We start from the raw sequence: 12,871 nt of genomic DNA, 5'->3' as shown, positions 1-12,871 counted from the left end.
GCCTGCCACCGTGAGCAGTGCTGGCCCTCATTGTCCAATACCAGCCGCACCGCGCCCAAATCATGCGGCAATGGCCCAGCACCAGGGAGAACAGCCAGACCACCCTCTCCGCGCCAGGTTCGTCGGTGAACTCGGTTTTGAAATAGGCGAAATCCACCTGGGCCTGTTTGCCCGGCGGCGTCTCAAACCGGCGCTCGAAACGCCTGGCCGGTGCCGGCCGCACGGACCGGACAAAGACCTTCACCAGAGTGTAGCCGCCCTTATAGCCCTGCTCTTTGATTTCCCGGTGCAGGCGTCTGGCCGTTAATTCCGGCACGGCGGCCAGACGTTCGCGCAGGAAAGGCTCATAGGGGTGCCGACACGAAAGTGCATTTTACGTACCGCTCGTGAGAACGAATAATGAACTATGCTGCGAGAATGGAAATAGGCCGTCGCAGTGGGCGCAATCCGTTTTCCGGTAGTGGATCAGCCCCCCAAACATAGTCACCTGTGAGACCGATATGTTCCCAGCCAAGTGGAGCGACATGGCGGATCAGTTCCGACTTCGTGTCGGTGCCTGTTATCCGGCGTGGAAAAGTGACCCGTATATCGGGATTATAGGCGTCGAACTTTGACCCTGCTGTTCATGGCTGTTGGACTGCCTGGATCGAGAACCGATCTGGGCGGGCTGGGGGATGCTGATCGTGGAAACCATTGGGCGGATCCGCCGTGAGTCCTTGGTCAAGGGGAAGGGTATCCGGGAGATCGCCCGCAACCTTGGCGTATCTCGGAACACGGTACGGAAGGTTCTGCGATCTGGGGCGACGGCCTTTGATTATGAGCGGACGGTGCAGCCCCGACCGCAGTTGGGGCAATGGACCGGTGAGCTGGACCGCATGCTGTTGGCGAACGAGGCCAAGGCGGCACGGGAACGGCTGACACTGATCCGGATCCATGAGGAGCTGGTAGCGCTTGGTTACGCTGGCAGCTACGACGCGGTGCGCCGCTATGCTCGCCAATGGCGGCAGGGTCGGGTTTCCAGCAGCGTCGATGCCTATGTACCGCTGAATTTCGCACCGGGTGAGGCCTACCAGTTCGACTGGAGCCACGAGATCGTGGTGCTGAACGGGGCAACGACGACGGTCAAGGTAGCGCATGTGCGCCTGTGCCATAGCCGGATATTCTTTGTGCGGGCCTATCCGCGCGAGACGCAGGAGATGGTGTTTGATGCCCATGACCGGGCTTTCGCCTTTTTCCGGGGAACCTGCACGCGCGGCATCTACGACAATATGCGCACGGCGGTGGATACGGTGTTCCTGGGCAGGGAGCGGGCGTTCAACCGACGTTTTGCCCAGATGTGCGCGCATTATCTGGTGGAGCCGGTCGCCTGCACGCCAGCGGCGGGCTGGGAGAAAGGCCAGGTGGAGAACCAGGTCGGCCTGGTGCGGGAACGGTTCTTTACGCCGCGGCTGCGGTTCAAGACCTATGCGGAGATGAATGCCTGGCTGCTGGACCGCTGCGTTTCCCACGCCCGGGCGCATCGCCATCCGGAACAGGGTGACCGGACAGTGTGGGAGATGTTCGAGGCCGAGCGGCCGCACCTGGTGGCCTATGCCGGGCCGTTCGACGGGTTCCACAGCAATCCGGCCTCTGTATCGCGAACCTGTCTGGTCCGGTTCGACAACAACAAATATTCCGTCCAGGCGCGCGCCGTCGGCCGACCGGTATAGGTCCATGCGTATGCCGAACGGATCCTGATCCGACAGGATGGCGACCTGGTGGCCGATCACCCGAGGCAGTTCGGCCGGGGCGGGACGGTCTACGATCCCTGGCATTATGTGCCTGTGCTGGCCCGCAAGCCGGGCGCGCTGCGCAACGGGGCGCCGTTCAAGGACTGGGCCTTGCCCGGCAGCCTGGGCCGTATCCGGGCCAGGCTGGCTGGCTCAGCCGATGGCGACCGGCAAATGGTGGATATCCTGGCTGCCGTGCTGACCGACGGGCTGGCCGCCGTGGAGGCGGCCTGTGCCGAGGCCCTGCACAACGGAGTGCATTCCAGCGACGTGGTGCTGAACATTCTGTCCCGGCATCGGGAGCCACCCACCCCCGTCAGCATCCTCACCCCCGCCGCCCTGACACTCCGGCATACGCCGGTGGCCGATTGCGGGCGGTACGACAGCCTGCGGAGAACGGTCAATGGAGCGTCATGAAATCCTGGAGATCATGGGCACGCTGAAGCTCACCGGCATGCGTGCCGCCTTTGACGAGGTGATCGCCGATGGGCTCAAGCGGCAATATCCCGTGCCCCGCATCATCGGCGAACTGCTGAAGGCCGAGATCGCCGAGAAGGAGGCGCGGTCGATCAAGTACCAGATGACCATCGCCCGCCTGCCGCTGGCCAAGGACCTGGCCCAATTCGATTTCTCTGGCACGCCGATCAACGAGGCATTGATCCGTGATCTGGCCACCGGATCGTTCCTGGCCGAGCAGCGCAACGCCGTGCTGGTGGGCGGAACAGGCACCGGCAAGAGCCATCTGGCCATCGCCATCGCCCGGTCCTGCATCCGCAGCGGCGCCAGGGTCCGGTTCTACACTGTCGTCGATCTGGTCAACCGTCTTGATGCCGAGGCACGGGGCGGACGGCAGGGGCGCACCGCCGACCATCTCGCCAGGCTCGACCTCGTCGTGCTGGATGAACTGGGCTATCTGCCATTCGCCCAATCCGGTGGCCAGTTGCTGTTCCACCTGATCAGCCGGCTCTATGAGCAGACTTCCATCCTGGTCACCACCAACCTGGCATTCGGCGAATGGCCCAACGTGTTCGGGGACGCCAAAATGACCACGGCCCTGCTCGACCGGCTCACCCATCATTGCGACATCGTCGAAACCGGCAATGACAGCTGGCGGTTCAAGAACCGAGCTTGATCCCCGCCCCCGGACCCCCACCCCTGGCGGATCGTTCAGGTGGGTCCACAGGTTCCTCCCGCGCGCGACGCCGCGTCAGCCTCGTGGGGGCACGCCGCGCCGCGCGCGGGGCCCTCCTATGGACTACCTGCACGACCGCCAAACACAAACCAAAGCTGGGTCAACTTTCGACGCCGATACAGGGTCAAACTTCTATGCCGATTGACAAATAAGGGCCAACCAAGCTTACCAAACTGTCTCCTCACCGGGGACCAGCTCTGAAATCCCGGTTCAGTTCCGCGTGTAAATTAATAATCAGCTGGCGGTCAGGGACAACTTACATTGTGTGATCAGTGTACGAACCTGCGTCAACATATCCGTACAATCGACGAAATACCCCGGGATGCCTGCCGCAGTTGCGGCCTGGACATCGCTTTCTTTGTCCCCCAGGAGGAAGCTACCCTTCAACTTAACGGGCCATTCCTTCATTAAATCCTGAAGCATCCCTGGCTCCGGCTTGCGCCAAGGATGATTTCTACGATATTCTGAAATTACACCTTCAGGGTGATAGGGGCAGTAGCGCCAATCATCAACATGGGCTCCGATTTCGGCTAGATTCGTCTGCATCCAAGCATGCAAACTACACACTGCTTCTTCATTATAATAGCCTCGAGCCACACCAGCCTGGTTTGTGACAACAAATACGAAATAACCTTGATCATTTAGGTAGCGGATCATTTCACGGCCTCCCGGCAACCACTTAATCTGATCTGGACGATGCGCATACCCGATATCAGCATTCAGAACCCCATCCCGATCCAAAAATGCGGCAGGGCGCCAGTGCCAGAGTGGAATTTCTATCTGTGCGCGGTTGAAATCCTCTGATACTCCAATATCAATAAAATAACTATCGAACACGCCACCGCTTAACTTACCTTTGCGCGCAAGAGCTGGAAGAATATCACGTTCTAGTGAGCATGGCAGTGTATTGATCATGCTCAGGACTGCATGATCCAACCAGTAAATTCCTCCATTAATGACGGCAGAACCAAGTCGGCTTGGTTTTTCAGCGAAGCTGGTGATACGGCCGCCAGTATGCTCCACCACACCGTAGCGGCTGCCGTCCGATACCGTACGGAGGGCTACACGCCCCCAGTCACCTTCCTTCCAGCCATCCCCAACCGTCAGCGCTAGATAATTAATATCCAGCAGAGAATCGCCGTTAAGTAGCAGAAACTTTTCATCCAGCAGGTGGCGGGCATATATCAGCGCTCCACCGGTCCCGGCTGGTTCGGGCTCAACTATGCATGTGATTTCCACACCCAGGTCGGGTGCTCGATCAACCAACGTCTGCATCTGTTCAGCTAAGTATCCGGCCAATAGTACGATGCGACGGAAGCCATGTCGGGCCAAATTGGCTACCAAATGTTCCAAGAATGGCTTGCCACCAACATATAGTAATGGCTTCGGTATATGGTCAGTTAGAGGACCTAACCGTGTTCCTCGACCGCCAACCAGAATGACCGCCTGCTTTCCACATGCGATTTGAGTCTGAGCAGCAAGTCTAGCTTGCAGTGTAGTCAAATCGCCATCCTCCTTCTGAACTGCGCCGGGATTGTCGGCGGCAAAGGTTCGTGAGTCACGCGGCCATTTGCTGAGTGCTCACGGTATCATGATAGCGTTGTTCCGCCTCGGCTGGTGGAATATTTCCGCTAGGCTCGAGGAGGCGCCGGTTGTTGAACCAGTTGAACTGATGGTGTGGATGCCCCCTTCACCTGGGGATGGTTGGTTTCCAGATTTTGGTTTCCGACCTACCTTACACTGGAGGTCATGATGGAGGCGACATATCTGCTGGCAATCGACCTGGGCAGGCGGCATTTCCAGGTCTGCGGGACGGACGTTAGCGGCAAGGTGCTGTTCAATCGGCCTTTGTCGCGACTGAAGCTGATGGAGTTTCTGGCAGGACATCCCCGCTGCATCGTTGCGATGGAGGCCTGTTCGATCAGCAATCATTGGGGTCGCGTCGCCCAGGGTGCAGGGAATGAGGTGCGGCTGATCCTGCCGATCTATGTGAAGACGTTCGTCAAGCGGCAAAAGAATGACGCGGCGGATGCTGATGCCATCGCGGAGGCGGCCCGTCGACCAAACCTGCATTTCGTGGCCGTGAACGATGCAGAGCATCAGGCGCGGGTGACCCGCGCCTGAATTGTCGGCGGCTCCAACTCCTGAGATGATGGTCTACCATGAACAAGACAACGAACAAGTTTTCAGCCGAGGTCTGCGATCGGGCTGTTCGGCTGGTCCTGGACCTCGAGAAGGATCATCCGTCGCGATGGGCGGCGGTGTCGTCCGTGGCTTCCAAGATTGGCTGCTCGGCGCACACACTGAACGAGTGGGTCAAGAAGGCCGAGGTGGAAAGCGGCAGCAGGGCTGGCGTTCCGCTGGATATGCTGGAGAAGCTGAAGGCGCAGGAGCGGGAGATCCGGGAACTGCGCCAAGCGAACGAGATTCTGCGCAAGGCATCGGCTTATTTCGCGATGGCGGAGCTCGACCGCCGACCGAAATGACGCTGGGCTTCATTGATGCCCACCGCCAGAAATACGGGGTCGAGCCGATCTGCCGGGTTCTGCTGATCGCCCCGTCGACTGTGCGTCGGCGTGTGGCCCGCAAGGCTGATCCGGCCAAGCTCCCGGCGCGGGCGCAACGCGATGCGGGCCTGATAACCGATATCCGGCGGGTGTTCGATGAGAATTTCCAGGTTTATGGAGTGCGCAAGGTGTGGCGGCAGTTGCAGCGCGAGGGCATCCAGGTTGCGCGGCTGATGCGGGAGATGGGCCTGCGCGGCGCGATCCGCGGCCAGCCGGTGAAAATTACCATTGCCGACAAGGCCTTGCCCTGTCCGCTGGATCAGGTGAATCGGCAGTTCCGGGCTGACAGGCCCGATCAACTATGGCTGTCTGATTTCACCTATGTATCCACCTGGAACGGCTTTCTTGGTGTATGTGGCTTTCATCATCGACGCCTTTGCCCGGCGGATCGTCGGCTGGCGGATATCCCGGACGGCCGACGCCGGCTTTGTCCTGGATGCCCTGGAGCAAGCCCTGCACCAGCGTCGACCAGCCGGGAAATCTGGCCTGGTCCATCATTTGGACAGGGGCAACCAATATCTGTCCATCCGATGTACCGAGCGGCTGGGCCTAGCCGGCATCGAGCCGTCGGTCGGCAGTGTTGGCGATTCATATGACAATGCTTTGGCCGAGACAGTCAACGGCCTCTACAAGGCGGAACTGATCCACAGGCGAGGACCGTGGAAATCCTTTGAAGCCGTTGAATACGCAACCCTCGAATGGGTTGACTGGTTCAACAACCACCGTCTGCTCGAGCCCATCGGAAATATCACGCCTGCCGAGGCCGAAAAACGCTATCATGACGCTGCGAGCGCTCAGCAAATGGCAGCGTGACTCACGAACCCGCATAAAGTACGACGGCGTCAGGCGTATATGGGGCAGGCTATGGAAGTGGGAGTGACAAGTAACCGGTTTATCATCATTTGCGCCGCCAGAACCGGTAGCACCATGCTTCGCAACATGCTCAACAGCCATTCACGCATCTGCTGCCACGGGGAGGTCATTACCCCAAATCCTGCGAGCGCGAGACGCCTACTGGGGGCGGGCAGAGACGAAATATCCAATATTGCCGATCTATTGATTGATCAAAGGGAGAAAAGCCCTGAGTATTTCTTGGATAGGATTGTATTATACCCAGGAAAATTCAGATCTGTTGGGGTGAAGTTTTTATACAATTACCTTCTGGACGGAAGTTTAAAGGAAGTTTTTGATTATCTGCGCACTGACAATTCCGTAAAGATCATTCATTTGAAAAGGGCGAATCGTCTAAGGCGCCTTATTTCTCTCAAGCTTTTGTACCAAAGTGGTGTGGCGAATGTTTTTGATGGAAACAAGCTGCCTTCCTACGAGGCGGTCACCCTCAGCGCCTCGGAATGCGTTAAGGATTTCGAGGAAATAGCCGGCCAAGAACTTTATTTCGATACGATATTCTCAAATCACGAAAAGATAGACATTTCTTATGAAGAATTAATCGATGAAACAGACAATGTCATCAATAACGTATTGAGATTTCTGGCGGTCGACCCTGAAACCCTGTTGATCAGAACAGCCAAATTAAGTTCGGGAAATGTAGAGAACATCATTGAAAATTATCGAGAGCTGAAGGAGGCTTTAAAGGCTTCTCCTTATTTGGAATTCTTCGACGGAGAGCCAGGGCAGCCTGTTTAGCAGGCCAGATGCAGCCATGCGATTTCCTGCGGATGGTGCATACTGACTCCATCAATGTCCCTCCGGTCCCATTAAGATTTAGCGGAGCCTCCTTTCAGCCATGTTCAAGGTCATCGCACATCGAAACTCCGACATTTCCAACCTGACTTATCGTACCGAAGACATCCGTTTCTCACCATCGGGGCTCCGCTTGGCGGTGGCGGCCACCGATGGGTGCATCCTTTTGTATTCCATCGACATCATGACACGGCCGATTACAGTCGATTTTGAAGTGGAGATTCGGTCTCCCAGCATATCGGTACCGCACGGGGTAGAGTTTTTGAACGACAATATTCTGGTTGTCGCCAATCGCAACGGCAAACTGGCCTTCTTTCGTATACCGCCCTCTACTGACTGGGGCGGCCCATGTGTCCTCAGCCCCCTGGCGGAGGTAACATCGCCGCTTTTCGGCGCATCCGGCGAGATGCGGGACCTGAGAGGTCGAGGCCTTTTCTGCGGCCCAGGATCAGTCAGGTATCTGGATGGCGTCCTTTTTGTCTCCTGCAATCGCTTCAATACCGTTTCCACGTTTCGGTGCCATCTGGACCAGGAAACGGTAACTGTCGAGCCGGGGGTGACCGTCGCGCAGGAAGGGCTTGAGGTGATCGACGGCATTGCGCTGTCACGAACAGGCGCTTTGCTGGCGCTCAGCGACCATGATCATCACCGGGTGGTCGTCTATCGACGACTGGTCGGCGCTCCAGACACATCACGCGAACGCCCCTGCTATGTGCCAGTCTGCTGCCTTACCGATGAAGACATGCATTATGCACATGGCTTGCAGTTTGATCTGGAAGGACGTCGGCTCTACGTGGCAGACGCCGGCGGCCGCTATCTCCATGTTTTCGAAACCGTCGACGGCTGGCAGTCGGACATAGCAGCCTCTTCCTTCAAGACGGAGGGGGTCGACCAGCAAGCTTTCGACAAATCGCGCGAACCCGTCCCGGAAGAGCACCGCCCCCTTGAGGGTGGAGCCAAGGGACTAGACATTTCTCCTGGAGGGGCCATCCTGGCTGCCACATGCCGAAACCAGATCCTTCGCTTCTTCGAGATCGAACCTGTACACAACACAGCGCCGTTGCCCGGGATCGCTTATTGCTCCGGCTCCCTGCGCCCGGAAGAGTCCGTCGTCCTCTCTTGCGTGCTCGACGACGTTCCGTCCATATGGAACAGCATCATCCCCTGGCTGGCGACGGCCACGACGTTGGCAGGCGTCGATGCCGATCGCCTGCACATTCACCACGTTTGCGCTCTGCCCTCGAGATTGTCGGGGCTGTTCCGGGAACTTGGTGTGCAGACACATGAGATCAAACCCTTTTCAGGCAGATATCCCCATGCCAACAAGATCATGCAATGTGCTACTTCATTCGGCACGGACCGAACAACAGTAGTACTGACCGATACCGACATGGTCTTCACCGGCAAGCCGCCTTTTAAGGAATTGTCCGGTCTCGTGGCCGGCAAGCTCGTGGACAAACCAAACCCACCTTTGTCCGTCCTGGACAAGATTTTTGCCGCTGCCAATGTCGCCATTCCAGGCATCTGCACCGGTCAATTTCGCAACGCGGCGACTGGCATTTCATTTGAAACATATATTGGCAACTTCAACGGCGGCCTATATTCCCTGCCTCGCAGTGAGTTGGCTCGTCTAGGCAGGAGGTGGGTCTACTGGGCCTATTGGTTGAACGATCACATCAGCCTGATGGATCAATGGAGCATTCACCTGGATCAGGTCGCCTTCTGCCTCGCAGTCAGTGAGCTGCGCCTACCGTTGCGCATGCTCGACAACCGATGGAATTTCCCAGCTCACATCGATCTGCCACCCCTGTTGGCTGAGCCCTGGATAGTGCATCATCATGCCCTGTTCGATGATCGATTGCAGCTCATGCCGGTGGCAGATCCAATGGCGCAAGCGTCGATAGATCGAGTAAATCGTGTGATCGCTTCATTTATTGACGAACACGAACTTAGTACTACATTTGCGTTTGCCGGTTTGCCGTGATTATTTTTGCCTTCGGGATATAGAGGCTGAGGCATGGGAGTGTCGGACTGGTCTGGACCGTTGTTGGCGTGGGACGAGGCGTTGTCTGTCAATCAGCATTGAAGTTTGGCTCTGACGCTGTTATCCGCCGCGGCTCAATGACCGCCCGCCGGGGCCGACCTGGAGGTCGGCGTAGGCTGCCGGAGGGTCTGCCCCGGCGATAGCGCTCCTACATCACACAAAAGGACGTGATCTCCGGCAAACTCAGAACGGTTCAACCAACTCTATCCCGACGCAGTTCACCTAATGCATGTCGCTAAATCGATGACTTCCCTCATCCGGCGCTCAGTTACTGAACTTGAGTATTCTCGTTCCACGAAGCCCATCCCAGCCAAAGACAGCCGCTGCCATAGAGCCTCGTTTCTATAGGTGGCCAGAATGGTTTCAGCCATGTTCACCGGATCATCAGCTACCAGCACTTCGGTGCCAATCGCCAGTCCCATTCCCTCTACGGCTATGCTTGTTGCAATGCAGGGGACACCATGCGATAGGCTCTGCCCGACCTTGCCTTTGATTCCAGCACCGTATCGCAGTGGGGCAATGGACAGGCGAACGGCTTCGAACCAAGGTGCCAATTCCTCAACAAAGCCAATTACGTTGATGTTGTTCACGTCATGCAAAGCCAATATTTCAGGTGGGGCATCCGCGCCAATTACATTAAATACGATGTCCGGATTGCGGGCATGAATCAAAGGCCAGACTTCCTGAGAGAAATAGAGAACCGCATCTAAGTTAGGTTGATGACGGAATCCGCCGAGGAACATAATACCGCGACGCTCAGTGAATCTCGTCTTGCAGCCGACTACATCCATAATCAAAGGGAAAACGTAGGTTTCCAACGACGGCAACTCTTGCTTTAGTATCTCCTTCTCCGCGATGCTGTGGACAATTGAAATGTCTGCAGCTGCGATCTGGCGTAACTCGATATCACGCCTATTCTGTGCCTGGATGAATTTTTCCTCCGCTGCCTCCAATTGGGCCTCGCGCATCTCGCGTATGTAATGCAAGTCGATCGTATGAAAAATAATCCTGCTGTCCGGCGCTAACCTCCTGATTATTGGTATTGTTCGTTGTGCTTGGTTGATACGAAACACCAATGCAAGATCGAGTAGGCCGCCATAGACTTCCAGATAGAGGTCGATGGTAGGGTAATCAGGCCCATAGATTGCCTCAACGCCCATACGCTGCAAACGACGCGTCTGGACCGGCAAGAAGGCAAAGTTAGTTTCCGGAATGAAGCTTACTTTATACCCTAGTTTTTGAAGCGACTGTATCATTCCCAGGCAGGTGACCGATCCGGCATCGCGGTCCGGCTCAGGTGAGATGTGGTCGATGACCAACACCCGCTTCTTGATCTGCCGCTCCTTTTCTAGTTCTGGTGCCTCGCCATTCGGACGATGGGAGGCCAGAACATCTTTCCACCGCTCGAAAAAGCGCTTGGTGTTCGATACCTGATACGCTTTGGGGCCCTGCGCAGTGTCCGTGCCTGAGGTGACGCCCTCGAAGTGGATAAGCATCGACAACGCCTGAAAGACCGTGCGCTTACCGGTAGCCCGAACGCGGAATGCCAGATCGGAATCTTCGCAGTAAGCGAACTCATAGTAGGTGTCGAACCCTCCCAGTTCGTCCCACAGCGTCTTGGACAGCGCAATGGAAGCACCGGAACAGTAATCAACATCCCGCATGTAACAATATTCAGGTCGACGCGGATTACCAGATCGGCCGAAATTCCAGGCTGAGCCATCTTGCCAGATGATGCCACCGGCCTCTTGCAGCGTGCCATCTGCAAATAAGAGCTTGGACCCGACAAGGCCGATGTCTGGGTTATCCTTCAGCGTGTCGATTAACTCATCCAGCCAACCAGGCATCACCAGTGTATCATTGTTCAGCAGCAATACATATGATCCCTTGGCGATTCTTCCTGCTGCGTTGCAATTGCCGATAAAGCCCAAATTGGAGAGGTTACGCATATATCGCACGCAATGGACACCAAGCGCGCCCAGAACCTGCTGAGTGGCATCGGAAGAGCAGTCGTCGCCGATGATAATCTCGAAACTGTAGCGGGTCTTCTGCGCCAGAACAGCTGCCAAGCACGACAGCGTGTAGCGGATATGATTATACACCGGCACAATAATGCTGATGTCCGGCGTATCAGTCTCCGGGAACCGCTGGCCCAACGTCTGGATCTTTTGGATAAAAGTGTTGATCTCTTGCTCAAACGGAGCTGGTGGATGCTGTGAGGTTGGTACGAACGGCATTTGAAATTGGCGCATGTGCTCAACGATGGCAGCGGCTTCCTCCGGGAACTCCTCGCGCAGGAAATTCAGAAGATTGGGCTGAGGCTCGCCTTGCGACCAAGTTTGGGGAGGCCCTTGCTCGGGTGGCGGATCTACGGCCTTCACAGAATCGGCATAAGGAATCATGGCCTGAGGGGGTGTCGGCAACCTGCCCTCGGCGCGACCATCCCGGATATAATGGAATAACGGATTAAACCCTGCCTGAGCGACATCCCTATTCTCCATAAGGTAGAATTTCGTATGGAAATATGGCCCTGGATTTCTGTGCAACAGCACCCCAAAGGCAAGGTAATGATCGATGGGATTCATACCAGTCATGGCAACATCAGGATATTCCTCAGTGTACCAAGCCTGGTCGAAAAGCTCAGATCCAACAATAGCACTCATGGCTTCTGCGGTGGCCCCGCTATACCAAGAAGGCGCAGTACTATCGAACAAGTTACGACTTTCTCCAGCGCCGTGCCATATATAATGGCGCAGTGGGTCCATCTGCTCCTCTGCTACGTCCCCATATTTTTTTGTGTACCAGTTAGCGTCGAATATACCAGATTCAATGATAGCTGCGGTGATATCTGATTCTTGGGCTATAGAGGCAATTGTCACCAACTTGCTGATCAACCTATTCGATGCAGATAGTATGAACAACTTTTTATGATTTACTTCATTCCTCAGTGCCTGCGTGAGACTGACGACGTCGATGACCGCTCTGTTCAGCTTCTCGGAAAGCCGGTCTGATTGCTCTTGCAAGCGCCTTTCAAGGGCTTCCAGATGTTGCTTAGCTTCAGAGCGCTCAAAATTGAAACGTTCCGTGCGGACTGATTCCTCTACAAGTTGAGCCGATACGCGCTCGAGCTCAGCCTGCGTTTCCTGGGCTTTTTCTCGGATGACCTGGACTTCTTCCTGCCGTGCAATGAGGGCAGATTGGATGTTATCAAACTGTCCGCGCAGTGCGTTGATCTCGGCGGCAGCCTGTTCAAGGTCATGATGGTGAGCCTTGGAAACCCGCTCAACTTCCAACTGAGCCGCTTTGAGGGACTCTTGGGCCTCAGTCCGTTGCTCCAAAAGAGCAGCCTGGAGGGTATCAAGCTGTACACGGAGTGCTTCAATCTCAACCGCAGCCTCAGCCTTCAGCGCGGCTTCGACCGCGGCAGCCTGTTCAAGGTCATGATGGTGAGCCTTGGAAACCCGCTCAACTTCCAACTGAGCCGCTTTGAGGGACTCTTGGGCCTCAGTCCGTTGCTCCAAAAGAGCAGCCTGGAGGGTATCAAGCTGTACACGGAGTGCTTCAATCTCAACCGCAGCCTCAGCCTTCAGCGCGG

6 protein-coding genes, 3 pseudogenes and 1 other annotated feature are annotated in these 12,871 nt (G+C 56.3%); of the genes and pseudogenes, 6 read left to right on the top strand and 3 right to left on the bottom strand.

The window, feature by feature from the left end; genetic code table 11:
• A pseudogene (locus ACODSP_RS27760) lies at positions 1–352 on the bottom strand (hypothetical protein); the annotation flags it as partial.
• A gap of 322 nt (positions 353–674) precedes the next feature.
• Here ACODSP_RS27760 and istA point away from each other — a divergent pair.
• Together istA and istB are read left to right on the top strand one after the other, a co-directional pair.
• Positions 675–2,186 (top strand): annotated as a pseudogene (istA, locus tag ACODSP_RS27755) (IS21 family transposase).
• A complete protein-coding gene (istB, locus tag ACODSP_RS27750) occupies positions 2,173–2,901 on the top strand; it encodes an IS21-like element helper ATPase IstB (RefSeq protein WP_488968744.1) in 729 nt (242 codons plus the stop codon). Before istA ends, istB begins: the two are co-directional and overlap by 14 nt.
• Positions 2,902–3,195: 294 nt before the next feature.
• Here the strand turns inward: istB and ACODSP_RS27745 are convergent, their stop codons facing one another.
• Positions 3,196–4,464 (bottom strand): HAD-IIIA family hydrolase, encoded by a 1,269-nt coding sequence (locus ACODSP_RS27745; RefSeq protein WP_488968743.1) that lies wholly within the window; start codon positions 4,462–4,464, stop codon positions 3,196–3,198.
• A 246-nt stretch (positions 4,465–4,710) separates the two neighbouring features.
• On the opposite strand from ACODSP_RS27745, the gene ACODSP_RS27740 reads away from it, so the two are divergent.
• From ACODSP_RS27740 to ACODSP_RS27725, 4 genes and pseudogenes are all read left to right on the top strand, one after another.
• On the top strand, positions 4,711–5,085 hold the full coding sequence (locus tag ACODSP_RS27740) for an IS110 family transposase (RefSeq protein ID WP_488968742.1): 375 nt from the start codon (positions 4,711–4,713) through the stop codon (positions 5,083–5,085).
• Positions 5,086–5,123: 38 nt separating this feature from the next.
• Positions 5,124–6,341, top strand: a pseudogene (locus ACODSP_RS27735) (IS3 family transposase).
• Positions 5,405–5,521: a sequence feature (AL1L pseudoknot), on the top strand. Its footprint overlaps the pseudogene before it by 117 nt.
• 39 nt (positions 6,342–6,380) lie before the next feature.
• Positions 6,381–7,175, top strand: a complete 795-nt coding sequence (locus ACODSP_RS27730; protein ID WP_488968741.1) for a sulfotransferase — start codon at positions 6,381–6,383, stop codon at positions 7,173–7,175.
• Between the two features lie 100 nt (positions 7,176–7,275).
• Positions 7,276–9,216: a hypothetical protein gene (locus ACODSP_RS27725; protein ID WP_488968740.1), complete on the top strand. Its 1,941-nt coding sequence runs from the start codon at positions 7,276–7,278 to the stop codon at positions 9,214–9,216.
• A 278-nt stretch (positions 9,217–9,494) separates the two neighbouring features.
• Here the strand turns inward: ACODSP_RS27725 and ACODSP_RS27720 are convergent.
• Positions 9,495–12,871, bottom strand: a 3,377-nt coding sequence (locus tag ACODSP_RS27720) for a glycosyltransferase (RefSeq protein WP_488968739.1), incomplete at its 5' end; no start/stop codon positions are given.

The sequence above is a fragment of the Niveispirillum sp. FG156 genome, from assembly GCF_057809555.1.
The sequence above is the reverse complement of the archived record's forward strand: the minus strand, read 5'-3'. Positions and strand labels throughout refer to the sequence as shown.